Source organism: Pseudolysinimonas sp. (assembly GCF_051954455.1).
Lineage (GTDB): Bacteria > Actinomycetota > Actinomycetes > Actinomycetales > Microbacteriaceae > Pseudolysinimonas.
This window is the reverse complement of the sequence record NZ_JBQCHS010000025.1, coordinates 1-21,131: the sequence shown is the minus strand read 5'-3', so window position 1 is coordinate 21,131 and position 21,131 is coordinate 1. Positions and strand designations below refer to the sequence as shown.

General features: G+C 71.8%; 23 protein-coding genes and 1 tRNA gene. 7 read left to right on the top strand and 17 right to left on the bottom strand.

Translation table 11 applies throughout. From position 1 onward, the window contains the following. Window position 1: 1 nt before the first annotated feature. Window positions 2-1,858 (bottom strand): molecular chaperone DnaK, encoded by a 1,857-nt coding sequence (gene dnaK, locus ACTHM3_RS11665; RefSeq protein ID WP_440406271.1) that lies wholly within the window; start codon window positions 1,856-1,858, stop codon window positions 2-4. 202 nt (window positions 1,859-2,060) lie between these two features. On the opposite strand from dnaK, the gene ACTHM3_RS11660 reads away from it, so the two are divergent. Continuing rightward, a complete protein-coding gene (locus tag ACTHM3_RS11660; RefSeq protein ID WP_440406270.1) occupies window positions 2,061-3,434 on the top strand; it encodes an MFS transporter in 1,374 nt (457 codons plus the stop codon). A 129-nt stretch (window positions 3,435-3,563) separates the two neighbouring features. Here the strand turns inward: ACTHM3_RS11660 and ACTHM3_RS11655 are convergent, their stop codons facing one another. Genes ACTHM3_RS11655 through ACTHM3_RS11630 form a run of 6 tightly spaced genes read right to left on the bottom strand, consistent with a single transcriptional unit; the run spans window position 3,564 to window position 8,580 of the window. Next, window positions 3,564-4,433, bottom strand: coding sequence for a prenyltransferase (locus tag ACTHM3_RS11655; protein WP_440406269.1), 870 nt, complete (start codon window positions 4,431-4,433; stop codon window positions 3,564-3,566). Next, window positions 4,430-4,735, bottom strand: a complete 306-nt coding sequence (locus ACTHM3_RS11650) for a lycopene cyclase domain-containing protein (RefSeq protein WP_440406268.1) — start codon at window positions 4,733-4,735, stop codon at window positions 4,430-4,432. The genes ACTHM3_RS11655 and ACTHM3_RS11650 overlap by 4 nt, the downstream gene beginning before the upstream one ends. Further along, window positions 4,732-5,058 (bottom strand): lycopene cyclase domain-containing protein, encoded by a 327-nt coding sequence (locus tag ACTHM3_RS11645; protein ID WP_440406267.1) that lies wholly within the window; start codon window positions 5,056-5,058, stop codon window positions 4,732-4,734. Before ACTHM3_RS11645 ends, ACTHM3_RS11650 begins: the two co-directional genes overlap by 4 nt. After that, entirely contained in the window at window positions 5,055-6,590 is a 1,536-nt protein-coding gene (crtI, locus tag ACTHM3_RS11640; RefSeq protein WP_440406266.1) for a phytoene desaturase family protein, read from the bottom strand. Before crtI ends, ACTHM3_RS11645 begins: the two co-directional genes overlap by 4 nt. After that, window positions 6,587-7,495, bottom strand: coding sequence for a phytoene/squalene synthase family protein (locus ACTHM3_RS11635; RefSeq protein WP_440406265.1), 909 nt, complete (start codon window positions 7,493-7,495; stop codon window positions 6,587-6,589). The genes crtI and ACTHM3_RS11635 overlap by 4 nt, the downstream gene beginning before the upstream one ends. Further along, window positions 7,492-8,580 (bottom strand): polyprenyl synthetase family protein, encoded by a 1,089-nt coding sequence (locus tag ACTHM3_RS11630; protein ID WP_440406264.1) that lies wholly within the window; start codon window positions 8,578-8,580, stop codon window positions 7,492-7,494. Before ACTHM3_RS11630 ends, ACTHM3_RS11635 begins: the two co-directional genes overlap by 4 nt. 21 nt (window positions 8,581-8,601) lie before the next feature. On the opposite strand from ACTHM3_RS11630, the gene idi reads away from it, so the two are divergent. Then, a complete protein-coding gene (gene idi, locus ACTHM3_RS11625) occupies window positions 8,602-9,183 on the top strand; it encodes an isopentenyl-diphosphate Delta-isomerase (RefSeq protein ID WP_440406263.1) in 582 nt (193 codons plus the stop codon). A 201-nt stretch (window positions 9,184-9,384) separates the two neighbouring features. Here idi and dcd read toward each other — a convergent pair whose 3' ends face one another. Then, complete coding sequence (gene dcd / locus ACTHM3_RS11620) at window positions 9,385-9,993, bottom strand: dCTP deaminase (RefSeq protein ID WP_440406262.1); 609 nt, start codon at window positions 9,991-9,993, stop codon at window positions 9,385-9,387. Between the two features lie 57 nt (window positions 9,994-10,050). Here dcd and ACTHM3_RS11615 point away from each other — a divergent pair. Next, window positions 10,051-10,124, top strand: a tRNA-Gly gene (locus tag ACTHM3_RS11615). Here the strand turns inward: ACTHM3_RS11615 and ACTHM3_RS11610 are convergent. The 3 genes from ACTHM3_RS11610 to ACTHM3_RS11600 form a co-directional block, all read right to left on the bottom strand. Then, window positions 10,113-10,787: a hypothetical protein gene (locus ACTHM3_RS11610; RefSeq protein ID WP_440406261.1), complete on the bottom strand. Its 675-nt coding sequence runs from the start codon at window positions 10,785-10,787 to the stop codon at window positions 10,113-10,115. The genes ACTHM3_RS11615 and ACTHM3_RS11610 overlap by 12 nt on opposite strands. 24 nt (window positions 10,788-10,811) lie before the next feature. Next, window positions 10,812-11,657: a hypothetical protein gene (locus ACTHM3_RS11605; RefSeq protein ID WP_440406260.1), complete on the bottom strand. Its 846-nt coding sequence runs from the start codon at window positions 11,655-11,657 to the stop codon at window positions 10,812-10,814. Window positions 11,658-11,797: 140 nt separating this feature from the next. Then, the gene (locus ACTHM3_RS11600; protein ID WP_440406259.1) at window positions 11,798-12,706 is read right to left on the bottom strand and encodes a LysR family transcriptional regulator; all 909 of its coding nucleotides are present in this window, start codon (window positions 12,704-12,706) and stop codon (window positions 11,798-11,800) included. Between the two features lie 69 nt (window positions 12,707-12,775). Between ACTHM3_RS11600 and ACTHM3_RS11595 the strand changes: the two genes are divergently transcribed. Together ACTHM3_RS11595 and ACTHM3_RS11590 are read left to right on the top strand one after the other, a co-directional pair. Then, complete coding sequence (locus ACTHM3_RS11595) at window positions 12,776-13,852, top strand: TDT family transporter (protein WP_440406258.1); 1,077 nt, start codon at window positions 12,776-12,778, stop codon at window positions 13,850-13,852. Between the two features lie 43 nt (window positions 13,853-13,895). Further along, on the top strand, window positions 13,896-14,072 hold the full coding sequence (locus ACTHM3_RS11590) for a hypothetical protein (RefSeq protein WP_440406257.1): 177 nt from the start codon (window positions 13,896-13,898) through the stop codon (window positions 14,070-14,072). A gap of 19 nt (window positions 14,073-14,091) precedes the next feature. On the opposite strand, the gene ACTHM3_RS11585 is transcribed toward ACTHM3_RS11590, so the two are convergent. Then, on the bottom strand, window positions 14,092-14,967 hold the full coding sequence (locus ACTHM3_RS11585; protein ID WP_440406256.1) for an ABC transporter permease: 876 nt from the start codon (window positions 14,965-14,967) through the stop codon (window positions 14,092-14,094). Then, window positions 14,964-15,872 carry an ATP-binding cassette domain-containing protein gene (locus tag ACTHM3_RS11580; protein WP_440406255.1) on the bottom strand — a complete coding sequence of 303 codons (909 nt, stop codon included), beginning with the start codon at window positions 15,870-15,872 and terminating at the stop codon, window positions 14,964-14,966. The genes ACTHM3_RS11585 and ACTHM3_RS11580 overlap by 4 nt, the downstream gene beginning before the upstream one ends. A gap of 110 nt (window positions 15,873-15,982) precedes the next feature. On the opposite strand from ACTHM3_RS11580, the gene ACTHM3_RS11575 reads away from it, so the two are divergent. Both ACTHM3_RS11575 and ACTHM3_RS11570 read left to right on the top strand, forming a co-directional pair. Beyond that, a complete protein-coding gene (locus ACTHM3_RS11575; protein WP_440406254.1) occupies window positions 15,983-16,852 on the top strand; it encodes a fumarylacetoacetate hydrolase family protein in 870 nt (289 codons plus the stop codon). Next, on the top strand, window positions 16,849-17,607 hold the full coding sequence (locus ACTHM3_RS11570) for an SDR family NAD(P)-dependent oxidoreductase (RefSeq protein ID WP_440406253.1): 759 nt from the start codon (window positions 16,849-16,851) through the stop codon (window positions 17,605-17,607). The genes ACTHM3_RS11575 and ACTHM3_RS11570 overlap by 4 nt, the downstream gene beginning before the upstream one ends. A gap of 19 nt (window positions 17,608-17,626) precedes the next feature. Here ACTHM3_RS11570 and ACTHM3_RS11565 read toward each other — a convergent pair whose 3' ends face one another. Genes ACTHM3_RS11565 through ACTHM3_RS11550 form a run of 4 tightly spaced genes read right to left on the bottom strand, consistent with a single transcriptional unit; the run spans window position 17,627 to window position 20,965 of the window. Next, a complete protein-coding gene (locus ACTHM3_RS11565; RefSeq protein ID WP_440406252.1) occupies window positions 17,627-17,950 on the bottom strand; it encodes an L-rhamnose mutarotase in 324 nt (107 codons plus the stop codon). Further along, window positions 17,947-19,065, bottom strand: a complete 1,119-nt coding sequence (locus ACTHM3_RS11560) for a Gfo/Idh/MocA family protein (RefSeq protein WP_440406251.1) — start codon at window positions 19,063-19,065, stop codon at window positions 17,947-17,949. The genes ACTHM3_RS11565 and ACTHM3_RS11560 overlap by 4 nt, the downstream gene beginning before the upstream one ends. Beyond that, on the bottom strand, window positions 19,062-20,009 hold the full coding sequence (locus tag ACTHM3_RS11555) for a carbohydrate ABC transporter permease (protein WP_440406250.1): 948 nt from the start codon (window positions 20,007-20,009) through the stop codon (window positions 19,062-19,064). The genes ACTHM3_RS11560 and ACTHM3_RS11555 overlap by 4 nt, the downstream gene beginning before the upstream one ends. Beyond that, window positions 20,006-20,965 (bottom strand): carbohydrate ABC transporter permease, encoded by a 960-nt coding sequence (locus ACTHM3_RS11550; protein ID WP_440406249.1) that lies wholly within the window; start codon window positions 20,963-20,965, stop codon window positions 20,006-20,008. Before ACTHM3_RS11550 ends, ACTHM3_RS11555 begins: the two co-directional genes overlap by 4 nt. Window positions 20,966-21,131: the final 166 nt, after the last annotated feature.

Sequence of the window (21,131 nt, the reverse complement as noted above, 5' to 3'; positions counted from 1 at the left end):
GTTACTTCTTGGGCTCCTCGTCGTCGACGATCTCCGCGTCCACCACGTCCTCGTCGTCGTTCGACGACGACGCGTTCGCGTCACCCGCGGGCGCCGCGGGCTCGGCCTGGCCGCTCGCGTAGATCGCCTCGCCGAGCTTCGTCTGCGACTGGTTGAGCTTGTCGAACGCGGACTTCACGGCCGCATCGTCCTCGCCCTGCAGCGCGGTCTTCAGCTCGTCGACGTCGCCCTGGACCTCGGTCTTGACGTCCTCGGGCAGCTTGTCGTCGTTGTCCTTGATGAGCTTCTCGATCGAGTACACGAGCTGCTCGGCGCTGTTGCGCACCTCGGCGCTCTCGCGGCGGGCCTTGTCCTCCGCCGCGTGCTCCTCGGCCTCGCGCACCATGCGCTCGATGTCCTCCTTGGGGAGGGACGAGCCGCCGGTGATCTTGATCGACTGCTCCTTGCCGGTTCCCTTGTCCTTCGCCGACACCTCGACGATGCCGTTGGCGTCGATGTCGAACGTGACCTCGACCTGCGGCACGCCGCGGGGGGCGGGGGCGATGCCGGTCAGCTCGAACGTGCCGAGCGCCTTGTTGTCGCGCGTGAAGTCGCGCTCGCCCTGGAACACCTGGATCGCGACCGACGGCTGGTTGTCGTCGGCGGTCGTGAAGGTCTCGCTGCGCTTGGTCGGGATGGCCGTGTTGCGCTCGATGAGCTTGGTCATGATCCCGCCCTTGGTCTCGATGCCGAGGGACAGCGGGGTGACGTCGATGAGGAGGACGTCCTTGCGCTCGCCCTTCAGCACGCCCGCCTGGAGCGCGGCGCCGACGGCGACGACCTCGTCCGGGTTCACGCCCTTGTTCGGGTCCTTGCCGCCGGTCTCCTTCTTGACCAGGTCGCTCACCGCGGGCATGCGGGTCGACCCGCCGACGAGCACGACGTGGGCGATATCGGAGACCTTGATGCCGGCCTCCTTGATGACGTCCTGGAACGGCTTCTTGGTGCGGTCGAGGAGGTCGGAGGTCATCTGCTCGAACTGGGCACGGGTGAGCGTCTCGTCGAGGTTCGCCGGGCCGTTCTCGGTGAGCGAGAGGTACGGGAGCTGGATGCTCGCCGACATGCTCGACGACAGCTCCTTCTTCGCCTGCTCCGCGGCCTCCTTGAGGCGCTGCAGCGCGATCTTGTCCTTCGAGACGTCGACGCCCGTCGACTCCTTGAACTTCTTGATGAGCCACTCGACGACCCGCTGGTCCCAGTCGTCACCGCCGAGGCGGTTGTCGCCGGAGGTCGCGCGCACCTGGATGGTGCTGAAGTCGTCGTCCTTGCCCACCTCGAGGAGGGAGACGTCGAACGTGCCGCCGCCGAGGTCGAATACGAGGATGAGCTCGTCCTCCTTGCCCTTGTCGAGCCCGTAGGCGAGGGCGGCCGCGGTCGGCTCGTTGATGATGCGGAGGACGTTGAGGCCCGCGATCTCGCCGGCCTCCTTGGTGGCCTGGCGCTCGGCGTCGTTGAAGTAGGCCGGCACGGTGATGACCGCGTCGGTCACGTCCTCGCCGAGGTACTGCTCGGCGTCGCGCTTCAGCTTCTGGAGGATGCGGGCCGAGATCTCCTGCGGCGTGTACTTCTTGCCGTCGACCTCGGTGGTCCAGTCGGTGCCCATGTGGCGCTTGACGGACGAGATCGTGCGGTCGACGTTGGTGACGGCCTGGCGCTTCGCGGTCTCGCCGACGAGCACCTCCCCGTCCTTGGTGAAGGCCACGACCGACGGGGTCGTGCGGAAGCCCTCCGCGTTGGCGATGACGGTCGGCTCGCCGCCCTCGAGGACCGAGACGACCGAGTTGGTGGTGCCGAGGTCGATTCCGACGGCTCGTGCCATGGTGTGGTGCTCCTGTAGTTATTTCGATGTGGTCTGCGGGATCCGGCGAGGTTGAGCCGGATCGTGTCAATTCTGCGCGGCCGGGCGCCGCTGTGTCAAGTCGGGTTGAGCCGATGTGACTCAAGTTCTTCAACCGGGTGGGGCGCGGATTTCTTCCCGCGGCGGTCGCCACCGCGACACGACGGTCCGCTAGCGTTCGCGCATGACGACGACGGCGCCGCTCGTCCGCGGCCTGGATCTGCAGCAGGGCACCCGGGTGCCGTTCCGACGGGTGGTCGCCTGGGCGTTCTGGGACTGGGGCTCGGCGTCCTTCAATGCGGTGGTGACGACGTTCGTCTTCACGGTGTACCTGACGAGCACCAAGGGCTTCGGCGACACCGACACGGTGTCGGTCGTGCTCGGCGCGGCCCTCGCCGTCGCGGGCGTGCTCGTGGCCCTCATCGCTCCCATCACCGGGCAGCGCTCGGACGGGCGCGGGCGGCGCAAGTTCTGGCTCGCCGTCAACACCGCCGTCGTAATCGTCTGCATCGCCGGCCTCTACTTCGTGTCGCCGAGCCCGACCCTCCTCTGGCTCGGCGTCGCGCTCCTCGCGATCGGCACCGTGTTCTACGAGATCGCCGGCGTCAACTACAACGCGATGCTGCTGCAGGTGTCGACGCCGACGACGGTCGGCCGGGTCAGCGGCTTCGGCTGGGCGATGGGCTACTTCGGCGGCATCGTGCTGCTGCTCATCCTCTACTTCGGGTTCATCCACCCCGACGTGGGACTCTTCGGCGTGACGAGCGCCGACGGCCTGTCGGTCCGCGTGTCGATGCTCATCGCCGCGCTCTGGTTCCTGCTCTCAGCCCTGCCGATCCTCCTCGCCGTGCCGGAGTACCGCGCCCCGTCGGCCGCTCCCCCGCGCCCGCGGGTCGGCTTCTTCCGCTCCTACGCGGTGCTCGGTCGCGACATCGCGACGCTCTGGCGGGAGAGCCGGCGGACCGTGTGGTTCCTCCTCGCGAGCGCGATCTTCCGCGATGGTCTCACCGGCGTCTTCACCTTCGGCGGCGTCCTCGCCGCGGGCACCTTCGGCTTCTCGGCCGGCGAGGTCATCATCTTCGCCGTCGCCGCCAACGTGGTCGCGGGCCTCTCGACCGTGCTCGTCGGCACGCTCGACGACAGGGTGGGTCCGAAGCCCGTCATCGTCGCGGCCCTCGTCGGGCTGCTCGTGAGCGGGCTGTTCGTCTTCTTCCTGCACGACGGCGGGCAGATCGTCTTCTGGACGGCAGGCCTCGCGCTCTGCCTCTTCGTCGGGCCGGCGCAGTCCGCGAGCCGCACCTTCCTCTCCCGCCTCGCGCCGGCCGGCCGCGAGGGCGAGGTGTTCGGTCTCTATGCGACGACCGGACGCGCGGCGACCTTCCTCGCGCCCGCGCTGTTCTCGCTCTGCATCACGATCTTCGGCGCGCAGTACTGGGGCATCCTGGGGATCCTGGTGGTCCTCCTCGCCGGGCTCGCGATCCTCATCCCGGTCCGCTCCCCCGAGCGCACCGCGGCGGCCGACGCCGCCGCCCCCGAGCCCGCCGCACCTTTCACCTGACCCGCGCCCGCGCCGCTCGCGCGTCGAGTCGCCGGATCCGGCCGCTTCTGCCGCTCTGGAGCGGTCCGATGCGGCATCTCGGCGAGATCGCGCGGTGCAGCGCCGAGCGCGGGTCAGCGGATCAGCGGGTCAGCGGGTCAGCGCCCACCAGATGAGCAGGAGCGTCACCAGGAACCCCGTGACGTAGTTGATCCACAGGAACCTGCGCCACCCGCGGTTGGCGCCGGGCGCATCGGCGTCGGTCACCGACCACCACGGCGCGACGTTCGCCGCATACGGCAGCGCGAGGATCGCGGCGAGCGAACCGGGCCACGGGGTCAACAGCAGGAGCACGCCCGCCGCGAGGTAGAGACCGAGCGCGAGCCGCACGGTGGCGCGCGCGCCGATCACGGTCGCGACCGAGCCGATGCCCGCCTCGCGGTCGGCCCCGATGTCCTGCACGGCGCCGAACGCGTGCGAGGCGCAGCCCCAGAGGAAGTAGGCGAGCAGCAGCGCGATGAGCGACGCGGTCGGGACCGCGCCGGCGAGCGCCAGGCCGAAGACGGCCGGGCTCACGAAGTGGGTCGACGACGTGAGGGAGTCGAGGAACGGCCGCTCCTTGAACCGCAGCCTCGCGACCGAGTACGCGACGACCGCGAACAGGCTGATCGCGAGGACGAGGTCGCTGACCCCGTTGCCGACGATCACGAGGTAGACGACGAACGGCAGAGGGAGGAGCGACGCGGTCCAGAGGGTCGCGCGGTGGTGCGCGGGCCGCAGCAGGGCGCCCTCGACCCCGCCCTTCCGCGGGTTGCGGAGGTCGGACTCGTAGTCGAAGACGTCGTTGATGCCGTACATCGCGAGGTTGTACGGCACGAGGAAGAAGGCGGTGCCGATCACGACCGTCGCGACGGCGAGCGCATCGAGCCGGGGAGCGGCGAGCAGGAACGCCGCCGCGAACGGGTAGGCCGTGTTCACCCAGCTGAGCGGCCGGCTGGTGAGCAGGAGCGCGCGGATCACGCGGCGCGCTTCCGGGGCGCGAGCAGCACCCAGAGCGACGGCAGCAGCACGACGGCCGCGATCGCGTAGGCGAAGTCCTCGACGGGCATGACCCCGAGTCTGAGCCCGCTGATCCGGTCGGGGTCGTAGGCGACGACGCCCGTGCCGACGATGACGTTGTCGAACACGGCGGTGAGGAGGACGAGCGGGATCGCGGCGAGCCCGACCGCCCGCCAGCGTGGTCCGCGGCGCGACAGCCCCGCGGCCGCCGCGACGAGCAGGACCACGCCGAGGAAGGGCAGGTTCAGCAGCAGGTAGGTCACGCCGCCGCCTTCCGGGCGGGACGCGGGCGGGTGAACCAGCCGTACGCGTTCATCGCGGTGTAGCAGAGGAGGGTGAGGAAGAAGACCTCCTCGAGCGGCAGCCCGGGCGCGAGCATGACGCCCGTCACGATGCTCGCCGGACCGGGGAAGAAGACCTCGAGGCGGATGCCGAGCACGTCCCAGATCAGGAAGAACGCGATCCCGAGCACCATCACCGTCGCGGCGCGGACCGGCGAGCGGCGGAAGAAGAGCCCGAACCGCACGTCGAGCACGATCATCCCGGCGATGCCGACGAGCAGCCCGGCGAGATAGAGGAGGGTCACCGTGCGGGCTCCGGCAGCGGCCCGGCCGAGGTGTCGCCGCGCAGCCGCTTGACGATCAGCTCCGCGCTGATGAGGCACATGGGCAGACCCACGCCGGGGATCGTGGTCGACCCCGCGTAGAGCAGGTTCTCGACCTTGCGGCTGGTGTCGCCGGGCCGGAAGAACGCGGACTGCCGCAGGGTGTGCGCGAGGCCGAGCGCCCCGCCCTGCCACGAGTTGTAATCGGCGGCGAAGTCCGCGGGGCCGATGGTGCGGCGCACCTCGACGCGGCCGGCGAGGTCGGCGATGCCGGCCCACGCGCCGATCTGGTCGATCACCCGGTCGGCGAGCGTCTCCATGGTCGCCGCCCCGTCGCCGTCGACGCCGCCCTGGCCGAGGCCCGGGTCGGCGGGCAGCGGCACGAGCACGAACAGGTTCTCCATCCCGGCCGGCGCGACCGACGCGTCGACGCCCGACGGCTTGCAGACGTACACCGACGGCGTCGCGGGGATGCGCGTCGGCTCGTCGAAGATCGCCGAGAAGTTGTCCTTCCAGTCCTCCGAGAAGAAGAGGGTGTGGTGCTCGAGCTCGGGCAGCGCGCCGCGGACGCCCAGCAGGATGAGCAGCGCGCTCGGGCCCGGCTCACGCCGCGCCCACGACGACTCGGGATGCGTGCGGTGCACCTCGTCGAGCAGCTCGGTCTCGGTGTGGTGCAGGTCGGCCGCCGAGACGACGGCGTCGACCTCGACCCGGGATCCGTCGCCGAGCTCCACGGCGGTCGCCCGGCCGCCCTCGACCACGATGCGGCGCACGGCGGTGCCGGTGCGGAGGTCCACGCCCTCGGCCTCGGCGAGCGCCGCGATCCGGTCGATGATCGTGCGGAAGCCGCCCATCGGATAGCGCACGCCGTCCGCGAGGTCGAGGTGGCTCATGAGCGAGTACATGCTCGGCGTCATGTCGGGGGCCGAACCGAGGAAGACCGCGGGGTAGCCCAGGATCTGCCGCAGCCGGCGATCCTGCACGGTGCGGCGGGTGAGCGATCCGAGCGTCTCGACGAGCAGGCGCCCGAGGCGGGGGGCCTTGCCGAGCACGCCGCCGCCGAACACCGGGCCGAGCTTCGCGAAGGTCGTGTAGAGGAAGTGCTCCTTCGCGATCTCGTACATCTCCGCCGCGCGGGCGAGATAGGCGCGCAGCCGCTTCCCTGCGCCCGGCTCGATGCGCTCGAAGAGGGCGATGTTGCCCTCCACATCGGCGGCGATGTCGACGGGATCGGTGAACCCCTCCGCGTAGACGCGGTAGCCGGGGTCGAGCTGCACGAGCTCCAGCTGCTCGGCGGTCGAGGTGCCGAGCAGGCGGAAGAAGTGGTCGAAGACCTCGGGCATGAGGTACCACGACGGGCCGGTGTCGAAGCGGAAGCCGCCGTGCTCCCACAGGCCGACACGCCCGCCGACCGTGGGGTTCTTCTCGAGGAGGACGACCTCGTGCCCCTCGCGGGCGACCAGAGCGGCGGTGGCGAGACCCGCGATCCCGCCGCCGATGACGGCGACCCTCACGAGCGCGCCAGCGTCGCGGCCGCGGCGATGCGGACCTTCACCGGATCGGGCACCCGGACGCGCGCGACGAGAAGCCGCTCGGCGGGGGTGGCCCGGAGCCGGCGCGAGAGCTCCGCGAAGAGCCCGTGCGCGAGCAGCACGGCCCGGCGGGAGTTGGCCGGCAGCCGCGGGATCGCGCGGGCGGCGGTCGCGAGGTCGGCGTCGATGTCGTCGAGGAGGCGCACCTTGTCATCCTCCCCGAAGGCGGCGACGTCGAGGCCGGGGAAGTAGGTGCGTCCCAGCACCTCGACGTCGGCGTGCAGGTCGCGGAGGAAGTTGACCTTCTGGAACGCCGCCCCGAGCGCGCGGGCGCCCGCGGTCAACTCGGCACGCTCGGCCTCGGATCGGGCGGGGCCGCCCGTCCGGGCGTCGTCGGCGAGGAACACCGCCAGGCACATGAGCCCGACCACCTCGGCGGAGCCGTAGACATAGCGCGCGAAGCTCTCCGGGTCGTGCGCCGTCTCGTGCAGGTCGGCGCGCATCGACGCGAAGAACGGCGCAGTCAGCTCCGACCCGAAGCCGCCGAAGCACGCCGTCCGGGCGAACGCGTGCACCACGAGGTCGCTCGCGTAGCCCTCGGCCATCGCGCGCTCGGTCTGCGCCTCCAGCTCGTCGAGGAGCCGCTCCGCCGCCGCCCGGTCGAGCCCCGCCTCCGTCGCTCCGCCGTCCACGATCTCGTCGGCGACCCGCACGAGGGCGTAGACGTTCTCGACGTGCGGGCGCACGCCGGTTCCGAGGAGGCGCGACGCCATCCCGAACGACGTCGAGTAGCGCCGGATCACGAGCGCCGCCGCCTGGTGGGCGACGTCGTCGTAGAGCGCCAGCCGCGGGCCGCCGTCGCCGCCGCGGTCGCCGGAGTCGCTCACGCGCGGCGCGCCAGGACGGCGTCGGCGATCGGGTGCAGCTCGGTGCGGAGCGCCGGCGGGATGTGCGGCTCGAGAAGTCGGGCGAGGGCTCGGTTGGCGTAGTACCGGGCGAGGCCCTCCGCGAACCCGCGGGCCCCGCACGCGACGAGATGGGTGCGGAGCCGATCGGCCCCCGCGTCGTCCAGGTCGGCCGAGCCGAACAGCGGGGCGACCTCGTCCCAGCCCTCCTTCTCGCTCGCGTAGGCGATCAGGACGGTCCGCTTGCCCTCGCGCAGGTCGCCGGAGGCCGACTTGCCGGTCTCCTCCTCCCGCCCGAAGACGCCGAGCAGGTCGTCGACGAGCTGGTACGCGATGCCCATGTCGCGCCCGAAGTCGCCGAGCGTCCTCACGGTCTCGTCGGGGGCGCCGGCGAGGATCGCGCCCGCCTGCAGGGGGCACTCGAAGGAGTAGACCGCGGTCTTGAGGCGCTCCATGTGCACGATGTCGTCGACGGCCGGCGCGTCGGGCAGCCACGCGAAGTCGACGTCGATGAGCTCGCCGGCGGCACTCGCGAAGAGGGCCTCGTCCATGACGTCGAGCAGCCGGCTGCGGGTCGCGCCGTCGACCCCGCTCCGGTCGATCAGCCGGTACGCCCCCATGAGTGCGAGGTCGCCCGCGATCACGGAGGCGCTCATGCCTCGGTGCTCGGCGACCGGCTCGGGCGCTCCGGCGGCGCGCGCGGCGTCGCGGTAGCTGCCGGAGATGTTCGGGACGCCGCGGCGGACGAAGTCGTGGTCGATCACGTCGTCGTGCACGATGAGCGCGGTGTGCAGCAGCTCGAACGCGGCGCCGACGCAGGCACCCGAGTCGAGCTCCGTGCCGCCGAGGCTCTCGTAGGCGGCGAGCACCATCCGGGGACGGAACCGCTTGCCGCCGATCGTGTTCGCCTCGAGCCGCTCCCAGAGCCGCACGTACTCGGCGCCCAGGGGTTCCGCGCGGCGCCTGGCTACGCTGAAGTACCGGGTCAGGACGGCGTCCACGCGGGCCTGACGGTCGTCGGGTCGAGGCCCGGCACCGCCCACCAGCCGTAGACGCGCGGCATCCATTTGGACAGACTACCTATCAGCATGCTGACAACCCCAGGCCCCCTCAGGGATTCCGCAGCCGGGCCCGCGGGCGCTCTCACGGATCCCGACGCGGCCGAGCAGGTCGTCCTGCTCGACGAGCAGGGCGGGCCGATCGGGGTGGCCGACAAGGCGACCGTGCACGGCGCCGACACCCCGCTCCACCTCGCGTTCTCGTGCCACGTCTTCGGGCCCGACGGCCGCGTGCTCGTGACCCGCCGCGCCCTCGGCAAGCTGACCTGGCCGGGCGTCTGGACGAACTCCTTCTGCGGCCACCCCGGCCCCGACGAGGCGATGGAGGACGCGATCCGGCGACGTGCGGAGCGCGAGCTCGGGCTGTCGCTCGGCGGGATCGAGCCGTTACTGCCCGACTTCCGCTACCGCGCGGTCGACGCGTCCGGCGTCGTGGAGAACGAGATCTGCCCGGTGTTCCGCGCGGTCGTCGACCGGGATCCCTCCCCCGCCGCCGACGAGGTCGCCGAGTGGGCCTGGATCCCGCTCGACGAGCTGCGCGCCGCGGTCGCCGCCGCGCCGTTCGCGTTCAGCCCCTGGCTCGGTTGGCAGCTGGAGGCCTGGCGCCCCTGACCGGCGCCGGCTGCCTGCCCCCGCCCGAGCGCCGAGCCCGCGCGACGGCGGCGGTTGCTACTGCTGAACAAATGACGGATCGGAGGCCGCAGCCCCGCCCAGCTCCCCAGCATTCACGGGCGACCGCCCTGATCCGCCGACCAGATCTCCGTCATTTGTGACATCGCGACCAGAATCGGAGCGGGGCGCGAAGGACCCGGGTCAGTTGCCGGGGGATCCCGCGTCGATGCCGGTGACGTCGGTGCGGTGGAAGTTCTGGAACGACCGCGACGCGGTCGGGCCGCGCTGCCCCTGGTAGCGCGACGAGTACTCGCTCGACCCGTACGGCTTCTCGGCCGGCGAGCTGAGACGGAAGAAGCAGAGCTGCCCGATCTTCATGCCCGGCCAGAGCTTGATCGGCAGCGTGGCGACGTTGCTGAGCTCGAGCGTGACGTGCCCCGAGAAGCCGGGGTCGATGAATCCCGCCGTCGAGTGGGTGAGGAGGCCGAGCCGGCCGAGTGAGCTCTTGCCCTCCAGACGCGCGGCGATGTCGTCGGGCAGCGTGATGAGCTCGAAGGTCGAGCCGAGCACGAACTCCCCCGGGTGCAGGATGAACGGCCGGTCGGGTTCGGAGACCTCGATGAGCCGGGTGAGCTCCGGCTGGTCCTCGGCGGGGTCGATGAACGGGTACTTGTGGTTGTCGAACAGCCGGAAGAACCGGTCGATGCGGACGTCCATGCTCGAGGGCTGGATCATGGACCGGTCGAGCGGGTCGAGTCCGATCCGTCCGGCGTCGAGCTCGGCCTTGATGTCCCGGTCGCTGAGGAGCATGGGTCGAGGGTATCGGGAGGGCCGTATATCCTGGTGCGAGTGCCCCCGGGCACGCGCGCGGATGTAGTTCAATGGTAGAACTTCAGCTTCCCAAGCTGATAGCGCGGGTTCGATTCCCGTCATCCGCTCCACGAGGCGTCAGGAACGTCCGCCGCCTGGGCACGGGGCCGGGCCGTCATCACAACCGAGACCGCGGCGAGCCAGACCACGTAGAGCGGGTACGGCAGGAACGCGGACACCCACCCTCCGGGCGCGAGGGGGCCGCCATCGGCGACGATCCCGAACAGGGGCACCACCTGGAGCGCGGCCGCGCCGATCGAGAGCCACCCGATCCACGTCGCGAACGCGTGTCGAGCGAACACAAGGACGGCGACGGCGACCAGGGTGACGGTGAGCGGCAGACCGGCGATCAGGAAGAGCGTGTCGTGCAGGGCGGCGAGTGACATCGTCGGGGTCTCGAGCGTCAGGGCGTCCTGGACCGCCAGGGCGACGAGAGTCAGGGTGCTCGAGGCGGCGCCGGCGACGAGCGCCAGCGTGGCGAGCGCTCCGTCGCGCCCCTCCGCCGTGGCGAGGCGGGACCTCAGCCCCGCGAGGAACCAGACGAGGAACGCCGCGCCCAGGACGAACAGCAGCGTCTGCACTCGCGCGCTGGTCGCGTGATCGTGGAAGTACCGGATGGTCTCCTGGTCGGTGCCGCCGCGAGCGACCCCGGCCTCGAACACCTCTGCGGCGAGGGCGAGCGCGACCGAGACCAAGCCGACGACTCCGCCCTGGCGTTCCGCGCTCCACGTCATCATGCGATCCGAGGACCCGGTCGGCTACCGCGTCGCGGGTTGCGGTCGGCGCGCGAGATCGTTCGCTGAGGCTCGCTGGGCCGCTGCGAGGAACCAGGTCAGCACGGCAGCGCTGGCGGCGCTGATGACCAGGTGGACGACGATCACGGAGAGGTCTGTCCGGATGCCGCCGGTGAGATCGTCGGCGCCTGCCGCGACGGCGAAGGCGACGCCGCCCAGGGCGGAGACGAGGAGGAGGGCGGGACCAGTCGCGTAGCCGAAGGGGCGTCTCGTCCACAAGAGGATTCCGCTCATGACCAGCACGGGCGTGCCCAGCACCCAGTCGGCGACCCAATGGCCGCGCCAGGCCGCCTCGGTCGCGGAGCCGAACGCGGAGATCGCGGTGATCACGAGCCCGGCGTAGGCGAGGAGACCGATCGCGGTCAGGATCACGCCGACTCCTCGGGCCGGTGCTGCGGCGAGATGCTCGCGTAGGGCGACAGCATCGATTCCTGCGGCCAGCGACGCCACACCACCGGCTGCGGCGAGGAAGGCCGCGACATCCGCGAGGATCACCGGCGTGAAGGGCGCGCCGATCAGGTAGGGCAGACAGGCGTATGCGAGGTAGAACAAGCTGCCGGGCCACAGCAGCAGAGCGGTGAGCGATCCGCGGTGCGCCAGCCACATGGTCGCGACCATCACGACCACGACGATGAGGTTCGCAGCATCTGCCCCGCGGGAGACCAGGACGGACTCCGAGCCGGCGTACCGGCTCTGACCGGAGATCAGCCCGCTGACGGAGGCGAGCGCGACGGCCATCCCCGCGACCGTCGAGGCCACTGTCGCGATGCCGAGGCCGTGCCGAAGGGGCAGGCTCCGCTTCTTCGTCATTCGAGATCACCTTCTCTCGACGCCTGCGGTGACGAGCGGCTTCGAGGACATGAGCACGTCTGCCGTGCGCTCCTCGCCTCCGCGGCCGGAGGCCACGTTACGAATCAGCGAGGTCGGACGGGGAGGCCTTAAGCCCCTTCTCACCGGGCGAGAGAACCGGCTCCGAGTCCCCGCGCCGCCTCGAGCAAGGCCGTAGCGGCCGCGGAGATCCGCTGATCCGGCCGCCGGACGACCCGCAGCTCCCGCACGGTGCGGGCGTCGTGGATCGGCACGCGCACCAGCCGGCCCGAGGCGAGCTCGTCGCGCACCGCGAGGATGCTGAGGACCCCCGCGTGCGTGCCCGCGGCGATCGCCGTCCGCACCGCGGATGTCGTCGGCAGCTCGACGGCCGGCGCCGCCGGGGTGAGCCCCGCGGCGCGCAGCAGTCCCTCCCAACTCGCCCGGGTTCCGGATCCCTCCTCGCGGGTCACGAGCGGCAGAGCGGCGGCCTCGGCGAGCGAGACCGGCACCGCGGCTCCCGGATGCGTCGGCGCGGCCACGAGGACCAGCTCGTCGCGCGCGAACACGGTCGCCATCAGACCGGGGAGCGACGCGGGCGACTCGACGAATCCCAGCTGCGCCGCCCCCGAACGCACGCGCTCGACGACCTCGCGGCTGTTCGCCGCCGTCACGGCGAGCGCCCGCCGCGCGGGGCCGTCGACGGCCAGAAGCCAGCGCGGGAGCAGGTGCTCGGCGATCGTCAGGCTCGCCGCGACCGCCGTCGAGCCGGCCTCCTCGCGGAGCGCCGCGACGCCCGCCTCCAGGCGCGATGCCGCCTGCTCGACATCGTCGGCCCACGCCGCGACGGCGAGCCCGTCGGCGGTGAGGGCGCTCCCCCGGCCCGACCGGCGCAAGAGGCTCAGCCCGAGCCGCCGCTCGAGGGCTCGGATCCGTGCCGAAGCCGCCTGCTGACTGACGCCGAGGCGCTCCGCGGCGCGGGTGATCGATCCGAGCTCGGAGACGGCCGCGAGGATCCGATACGACGTGAGGTCGTCGATCCGGCCAGGCACAACCCTCTGTTGTGGCTCCACAATGAGCCGACGATACCGCGAGGCCGGCCCACGGAGCAGGTTGGGGTCGTGCGCTTCAGTCTCCGCTCCGTCACCCCCAACTGGTTCGCCTCCGTCATGGGCACCGGCATCGTCGCGAACGCCGCCACGGGGCTCCCGCTGCAGATCCCCGGGCAGCGCGCGTTCGCGCTCGTCGTGTGGATCGTCGCCGCGGCGCTCCTCGTCTTCCTGCTCATCGCGGCGGCGGTCGCCGCGTTCCGCTCGCCCGCCGCCGCCCGCTCCCACCACCTCGACCCCGTGATGGCGCACTTCTACGGGGCTCCGCCCATGGCGCTGCTGACGGTGGGCGCCGGCGCGCTCCTGGTCGGGCGCGACGTGATCGGACTCCCCGCCGCCGTCATCGTGGACGCCGTGCTCTGGAGCGCCGGCACCGTGACCGGGCTGCTGAGCGCGGTGGTCGTGCCGTACATCGCCTTCACCCGGCATCGGAACGACGCCGACGCGGCGTTCGGCGGCTGGCTGATGCCGATCGTCCCGCCGATGGTGTCGGCCGCGACGGGGGCCCTGCTCGTGCCCTACGCGCCCGCCGGCCAGCTGCGCGAGGACCTCGCCGCGGGCTGCCTCGCGATGTTCGGCCTGAGCCTCATCGCCTCGCTCGTCGTCATCACGCAGCTCTGGAGCCGCCTGGCGCACCACGGGGTCGGAAGCGAGCGCATGGTGCCGACCCTGTGGATCGTCCTCGGGCCGCTCGGCCAGTCGATCACGGCGATCAGGCTGCTCTCGCGCAACAGCTCGGGGGCCCTCGGCGCGTCGGTGGACGGGGCGCTCCCGACGGTCGCCGTGCTCTTCGGCCTGCCCGTGCTCGGTTTCGCCCTGCTCTGGATCGGCGTCGCGGCGCTCGTGACCGTGCGCGCCGCTCTCCGCGGCCTGCCCTTCTCCCTGACCTGGTGGTCGTTCACGTTCCCGGTGGGGACCTGCGTCACCGGGACCACCGGCCTCGCGATCGCGACGGGCAGCACGGCCATCGCCGCCCTGTCGGTCGTGCTCTTCTGCGGTCTTCTGTTCGCCTGGGGGGCGGCCGCGGTCCGCACCGTCCGAGCGCAGCTGCCGGAGCGGAGCATCCCGGCCCTCGCGCCCTCCCGCTGAGCGCGGCCTACGATCGAGGCACCCGCCCACGAAAGGGACGCCCGTGAACTCGCTCGCCGCCTTCTTCTCCGTCATGACGCTCGACGAGCCGACCCCCCGTCAGCGCGCCGCCGCCTGGGGCATCTGGTTCGTCTCCGTGATCGTCGTGCTGGGGCTCATCGTGCTCGCGGTCCTCGGGCTCTGGCAGCTCATGGAGCTCGCCGTCGCGAAGCTGCGCTGATGCGGGCCGGCGCGGCCGGTCACCGGATCCGGCGCCCGATCCGCCACGCGCCGAGGGCGAGGAAGACCAGCAGCACCGCCGCGAGCTCGGCGAGTGCCCAGCCGTTCGTGACCGTCGCGTCGCCGACCTTCGCGGTCATCCCGTAGAAGGCGGAGATCGTGGACTCGGCCCGGCCGCTGCCGTCGGTCATCCGCACGAGCGCCTCGTGCGTGAGCGGCTGGCGGATCAGTTGGGCCGACTGCGAGAACGGGAGCGCCTGGACCACGTTCGACACCGCGGACGGCAGCACGCCGGGCGGGATGTAGGCCCCGGCGAGGAAGCCGATGAGCGTGCCGACGATCGTCGCGACCGCGGTGAAGGCGTTCGCCGAGCGCATGAAGGTGACCAGGAACGCCGACATCGCGACGAACGCCGCCGACGACAGTGCGAGGTAGCCGAGCACGGTCGCGATCTGCGGCGGAGTCATGACCGGCGCGCCGATGATCGCGAGGTACAGCTGCCCGGCGATGACGGTGACGAGCGAGATGAGCACCGAGATCATGAACGACGAGACCAGGTAGCCCAGGATCAGCTCGATCCGACGCACGGGCGAGACGAGGAAGTCGCGGAAACGTCCCGAGCTCGCGTCCTCGACGAGCTGGCTCAGCGACGAGAGCCCGGTCGTGAGGGTCGTGATCATCGCGACGCCGGCGAAGACCCACGCGACGACGAACGCGGTGATGTCGGCCTCGCTCGCCCGCGGCAGCGTCTGCTCGAGCGCGTCGACCTGCTGGTGGCCGAGGAAGAGCGCGTACAGCCCGATGAGGATGAGCGCCGAGAGGATCGAGAAGAAGACCGCGGCGCGGTCGCGGAAGAAGAGGCGGAGGTTGCGCCAGGTGACGGTGAGCGCGTTCACGGCTCGGGCGCCGTCTCGGTGAGCGCGAGGAAGACGTCGTCCATCGTCCCGTGGCGGAACTCGAAGTCGACGAGCGCGTCGCCGAGCGCATCCATGACCTCCCGCGCCTGCGTCGCGGAGGAGACCGGGACCCGCCAGCGGTCGCCGTCCGCCGTCGCGGCGAGACCCATCGGGTCGGCGGCGGCCGCGAGCCGGCCCGGGTCGGCGACGGTGAGGGTCAGGACGCTGGAGCTGTGCTGTCGGCGGAGCTCGGTCGGCGATCCCTGCGCGACGATGCGGCCGGCGTCGATGATGCAGACGTCGGCGGCCTCCTCCGTCTCGGCCATGTAGTGCGTGGTGAGGAAGACGGTCGTGCCCTGCTGCTCGCGCAGCGCGTGGACCGCGTCCCAGACCTGCTCCCGGCTCTGCGGGTCGAGACCGGTCGTCGGCTCGTCGAGGAAGAGCACCGCCGGGTCGTGCACGAGCGCCCGCGCGATGTCGGCGCGGCGGCGCTGGCCGCCGGAGAGCGTGCCGTAGCGGCGGTCGAGGAAGGTGCCGAGCTGGATGAGCTCGGAGAGCTCGCCCACCCGGCGCCGCGCGGCCTCGCGCGTCAGTCCGTAGAAGCGCGCCCGCGTCTCGAGGTTCTCGCGCACGCTCAGCAGGTCGTCCAGCAGCGACCCCTGGAAGACGACCCCGATGCGCCGGCGGATCGCCGCGTCGTCGCGCCCGACCCGCGCGCCGTCGACGAGGATCTCGCCGGAGTCGGGCGCGAGCACCGTCGTGATGCAGGAGATGGTCGTCGACTTGCCGGCGCCGTTCGGCCCGAGGAACGCGAACACGGTGCCGCTCTCGACGTCGAACGACACGTCGCGGACGGCGGGCACGGCGCCATACGACTTGCGCAGCCGTCGCACCTCGATGCCCACGCGCTCATCATGCCGGGTGGTGCTGACGATCTCGCCTTTTCGGTTCGCGCACGTGTCCGCGGCGCACTAGCCTGGCCAGGGATTCATCAGATCTATCAGGAGGCGCGAGGATGCGGCTGGCACGACTCGGCGAACGCGGCGCGGAGCGCCCGGTCGTCCTCGACGGGGACCGCGTGCTCGACGCATCGGGCGTCGTCGCCGACTTCGAGGGGGATGCGTTCGCCCCCCAGAGCCTGGATCGGCTGCGCGCCGCGCTCGCCGACGGGTCGCTGCCGGAGGTGCCGGATGCCGCCGGGCTGCGGATCGGCTCCCCCCTCGCCCGGCCGAACGCCGTCATCTGCATCGGCCAGAACTACGCGGCGCACGCAGCCGAGTCGGGTGCGGAGCCGCCGCAGAACCCCATCGTGTTCCTCAAGTCGCCGTCCTCGATCTGCGGTCCGGACGACGAGCTGCCCCTGCCGCCGCGCGCCGAGCGCGCCGACTGGGAGGTCGAGCTCGCCTTCGTGATCGGAACCCGCGCCCTGTACCTCGACTCCCCCGCCGACGCGCGCGACCACATCGCCGGGTTCCTCGCCGCGGACGACATCTCCGAACGCGCCTTCCAGCTCGACGAGTCCGGCGGCCAGTGGAGCAAGGGCAAGACCGCGCCGAACTTCTGCCCCCTCGGCCCCTGGATCGCGACGGCGGACGAGCTGAGCTCCTCCGGGCTGTCGGCCGACGACCTCCGGCTGCGCAGCTGGGTCAACGGCGACCCGCGCCAGGACTCCCGCTCGAGCGATCTGATCTTCGGGATCGACGAGCTGGTGTGGAATCTCAGCCAGTACATGGAGCTGGTGCCGGGCGACGTGATCCTCACCGGCACCCCGCAGGGCGTCGCGCTGTCGGGGCGGTTCCCCTATCTGAAGGAGGGCGACGTGCTCGAGATCGAGATCGACGGGCTGGGCCGTCAGCGGCAGCAGGTCGTGGGGGCCCGGGCATGAGCGGCGCGTTCGACGGGATGACCGCCGTCGTCACCGGCGGCGCCTCCGGCATCGGGGCCGCGATCGCGGCCCGCCTGATCGAGGGCGGGGCCCGTGTCGCCGTGCTCGACCGCGACATCGCGCACGCGGCCGCCGACGTGCTCGCCATCGCCGCCGACATCACCGACGACGCGTCCGTGCGCGCCGCGATCGACCGGGTCGTCGAGGAGCTCGGCGGGATCGACGTGCTCGTCAACAACGCCGGGATCGGCGCCCAGGGCACCGTCGCCGACAACCCCGACGACGAGTGGACGCGCGTGCTCGACGTCAACGTGATCGGCATCGCGCGCGTCACGCGCGCCGCGCTGCCCGCGCTGCGCGCGTCGGGCCGCGCGGCGGTGGTCAACACCTGCTCGATCGCGGCGACCGCGGGGCTCCCGCAGCGGGTGCTGTACAGCGCGTCGAAGGGCGCTGTACTCGCGATGACGCGCGCCATGGCCGCCGATCACCTCCGCGAGGGCATCCGCGTGAACTGCGTGAACCCGGGCACCGCGGACACCCCGTGGGTCGGCCGCCTGCTCGACGCGGCGGCAGATCCGGCCGCGGAGCGCGCGGCGCGCGCCGCGCGGCAGCCGCACGGCCGGCTGGTCTCGGCGGAGGAGGTGGCCGAGGCGGTCGCCTACCTCGCCGACCCGCGCAACTCGTCGACGACCGGCACGAGCATCGCCGTCGACGGCGGGATGCAGGAGCTGCGGCTGCGCCCGGAGCAGGACTGACGCGCCGGCCCCGCGCGCGTCAGTCCTGGTGGAAGACCTCCGGCAGGTCCGACCACCAGGCGTCGTCGGCGCGGTCGTCGAACGGGCGCTGCAGCGGCATGCACACGGCCCACCACTCCCGCGTCGTCGGATCCGCGGCCATCGCGGCCATGTCGGCCTCGTAGTCGTCGCCCACGTACTCGAAGTAGGCGAAGAGCACGTCGCCGTGCCGGTAGATCGAGTAGTTGCGGATGTTGCTCCGCGCGATCTGCTCCAGGACCGCCGGCCACACCGCTGCGTGCAGCTCCTCGTAGCGGGCACGGTTCTCCAGCGGCAGCCCGATGGCCTGCGCGACGCGTCTCATGCGCGACCCTCCGGGAGGTCGGGCGCCGGGTAGTCGGGCACCGTCCCCGTCGCGGCGGCCGAGGTGTAGGCGGCCTCCACGACCGCCATGGTGTGCAGCACGTCCTCGACGCTCGTGGGCAGCTCGTCGACCGATCCCTCGACGTAGCGCTGGAGCGCGCCCATCGACCCGATGAACGCGTCCGGGAACCAGCTCCCCTCGAACGGCACCGCTCGCCAGCCCTCGTCGCGGCGCGAGCGCTGCACGATCTCGAGGGCGTCCTCGCCTCCGCGCGGGTAGTCGAGGAGCAGGCCGAGCTGCGCGCGGATCGCGCCATCCGACCCCTCCCACTTGATGAAGCTCTCCTCGTGCCGCGGCCCGAAGTCGTGGTCGTGGTCGGTCGTGACGACGACGCGCAAGGGCCGACCGGCGTAGCGCAGGATCACCGCCGAACGCGTGCTCGCGAGGTCCGGCTTGCGCGGGTGGCCGACGGTCACGGCGTCGACGCCGGTCGGGTCGCCGAGGAAGGAGCGGACGAGGTCGAGGTAGTGCACCGAGTGCAGCGTGAACTCGAGCCGCTCGCGCCCGAACACGAAGGGGAACATCTCCCACGGTGTCAGCACCGACACCCGCACCTCGAGGTCGATCAGCTCCCCGATCGCGCCCTGCGCGATGAGCGCCCGGGCGGCGGCGATCTGGGGTGCGAACCGCAGCTGCGTGTTGATCGCCGCCACGAGTCGCTTCCGCCGGCAGATCGCCACCAGCTCCCGCGCCTCGTCGAGGGTCTCCCCGAGCGGCTTCTGCAGCTGCACCGCCGCACCCTCCGGCAGCGCCTCGAGCGCGGCGGGGAACTGATCCGGTACGAGCGCGACGTCGAAGACGGCGTCGGCGGGCGCGGCGGCCACCGCCTCCTCGATCGAGCCGGTCACGGTCGGGATCCGGTAGCGCGCGGCGAGCTCCTGCGCCCGGGGGCGGTCGCGGTCGCAGATGCCCGCCACCGGGAACCCGGCCTTCGCGTAGGCCGGCAGGTGCGCGTCGCGCACGATGCCGCCGGCGCCCAGGATAACGATCGGCCGCGGCGCACGCGGCGGCTCGAGCGTGTACGCCGCGGCCGGCGCCGACTCCGGCCGGGTCACCCTTTCAGCGCCCCGACGGTCTGCCCGCGGACCAGGAACCGCTGCGCCACGACGAACACCACGAGCAGCGGGATCGTCGAGATCGCGGTCGCGAGCCCCAGCTCCGGCATGTAGAGCTTGACGTTGAGGCCGGCGGCGGTGGTGGGGTTGAAGAGCGGACTCGAGCTGATGAGGCTCTGGATCCCGACCGAGATGGTCTGCGAGCCGAGGTTCGAGGTGAGCAGCGCGAGCGGGAGGAAGAAGTTCGTCCAGTTCGCGAGGAACGAGAAGAACGCGACGAGCGCGACCGCCTGCTTCGAGATCGGCAGCGCGATCCGGGCGAAGATCGCCACCTCCCCGAGCCCGTCGATACGGGCCGCCTCCACCAGCTCCGACGGCATCGCCGTGCGGAAGTGGATGTAGGCCAGGTAGACGCCGAACGGGTAGAAGCCCATGAGGACGGCGACCGGCCAGAGCTCCCCGACCGCGCCGATCGCGTTGACCTCGAGGAACAGCGGGATGACGAGCACCGTGTTCGGCATGACCATCGCGAGCAGCGTGATCACGAGCAGGGTCCGCTGGAAGCGGAACCGCAGCTTGGCGAGCGCGTAGCCGGAGGGCAGCGCCGCGACGAGCGCGATCAGCATCCCGCCGATCGCCACGACGAGCGTGTTGCCGAGCCAGCTGAGGTAGACGTTCGGGGTGTCCGATCCGCCGTAGCCGATGATCTGGCTCCAGCTGTGCTGGATGCCGTCCCACGAGATGCCGCCGATGCCGAGCGGCCCGCCCGTGCCGTTCGCGACGCTCGCGTCGGAGCGCAGCGCGACGATGAAGAAGCCGAGCAGGGGGTAGAGGAAGGCGGCGGCGACGATCAGCATGACGACGACGCGGGCGATGCGCCCGGCGTCCCAGCGGCGGATCCCGCCGGCGCGCGAGCCGACGTTGCGGGCGGCGACGACGGTCATGACGCGTCCTCCTTGCTGAACAGGCCGCTGCGGAACACCACGAGCAGACCGATGATCAGCGTGACGATGACGATGATCACGCTCATGGCCGCGGCGGCGGGGAAGTTGGATCCGACGAAGGCGAACCAGTACGAGAGCTGCGTGGGCGCGTACTCGGAGGGCAGCGCGCCCGAGGCGACCTGATTGAGGAGGTACGGCTCGAGGAAGAGCTGGAACCCGTAGGCGAGGTTCATGAGCGCGGCGTACCCGATCCACTGGCGGATCATCGGCAGCTTCACCCGCCAGGCCAGCTGCCAGGCGTTGGCGCCGTCGAGGCTCGCCGCCTCGAGCACCTCGTCGGGGATGCTGTTGAGGCCGCCGCTCACCGTCACCACCCAGGCGCCGAGCCCCTGCAGCAGGAGCATGAGCGCGAGGACGACGGGCAGGGAGCCCTGCGTCGCGAGCACCTGCTTGATCGTCTCGAAGCCGAGGAGATGCAGGAACCCGGAGATCGGCGACTGCGAGGGGTTCAGCAGGTAGACCCACAGCATCAGGTTGGCGATGCCGCCGAGGGCCCCCGGGATGTAGTAGACGAACCGCATCGCCGCGCCGAAGCGGCCCGGACTCGCATGGATGAGCAGCGCGAGCGCCACGATCGCGACGATCATGATCGGCATCCACACGACGAGGACGTTGAGGATGTCGAGGAACGACCGCGTGAACCGGAAGTCGGTGATCGCCGTCACGTACGCGTCGATCCCGCCGAAGCCGCGCCGGGTCGGATCGACGAGGGTCGGGGTCTGCTGGAAGCTGATCCATAGCGCGTAGGCGATCGGGATGATCCCGGCCACGAGCAGGAGGATCGCGTACGGCGCCAGGAGGGTCCAGGCGCCGGCGACCTCCTTGCGGCGGGAGGCCGCGTGCTGGCGGCGCGTCCTCGGCGCGGCGGCGCGGGCGGGGGCGGTGAGTGCGGTCATCGGTGACTTTCTCGTCGGAGCGGTCGTGCGGCGGGGCCCGGGCCGGGGGGGGGCGGCCCCGGCCCCCGGGCGGCCGCCCCTGGTGGCCCACATGTAAGCCGCGGCCGTGGCCGGAGAAACCACAGACCCAGCGGGATAAGGCCCCCCCATTGAGAACCACAGGGCC

Bases quoted from the DNA above. Each gene is read 5' to 3' on its own strand.
- idi (WP_440406263.1), top strand. From the start codon at position 8,602: ATGCTGACAACCCCAGGCCCCCTCAGGGATTCCGCAGCCGGGCCCGCG.
- dcd (WP_440406262.1), bottom strand. From the start codon at position 9,993: ATGCTCCTCAGCGACCGGGACATCAAGGCCGAGCTCGACGCCGGACGG.
- ACTHM3_RS11660 (WP_440406270.1), top strand. From the start codon at position 2,061: ATGACGACGACGGCGCCGCTCGTCCGCGGCCTGGATCTGCAGCAGGGC.
- ACTHM3_RS11570 (WP_440406253.1), top strand. From the start codon at position 16,849: ATGAGCGGCGCGTTCGACGGGATGACCGCCGTCGTCACCGGCGGCGCC.
- ACTHM3_RS11630 (WP_440406264.1), bottom strand. From the start codon at position 8,580: ATGGATGCCGCGCGTCTACGGCTGGTGGGCGGTGCCGGGCCTCGACCC.
- ACTHM3_RS11565 (WP_440406252.1), bottom strand. From the start codon at position 17,950: ATGAGACGCGTCGCGCAGGCCATCGGGCTGCCGCTGGAGAACCGTGCC.
- ACTHM3_RS11575 (WP_440406254.1), top strand. From the start codon at position 15,983: ATGCGGCTGGCACGACTCGGCGAACGCGGCGCGGAGCGCCCGGTCGTC.
- ACTHM3_RS11605 (WP_440406260.1), bottom strand. From the start codon at position 11,657: ATGACGAAGAAGCGGAGCCTGCCCCTTCGGCACGGCCTCGGCATCGCG.
- dnaK (WP_440406271.1), bottom strand. From the start codon at position 1,858: ATGGCACGAGCCGTCGGAATCGACCTCGGCACCACCAACTCGGTCGTC.
- ACTHM3_RS11550 (WP_440406249.1), bottom strand. From the start codon at position 20,965: ATGACCGCACTCACCGCCCCCGCCCGCGCCGCCGCGCCGAGGACGCGC.
- ACTHM3_RS11610 (WP_440406261.1), bottom strand. From the start codon at position 10,787: ATGACGTGGAGCGCGGAACGCCAGGGCGGAGTCGTCGGCTTGGTCTCG.
- ACTHM3_RS11555 (WP_440406250.1), bottom strand. From the start codon at position 20,009: ATGACCGTCGTCGCCGCCCGCAACGTCGGCTCGCGCGCCGGCGGGATC.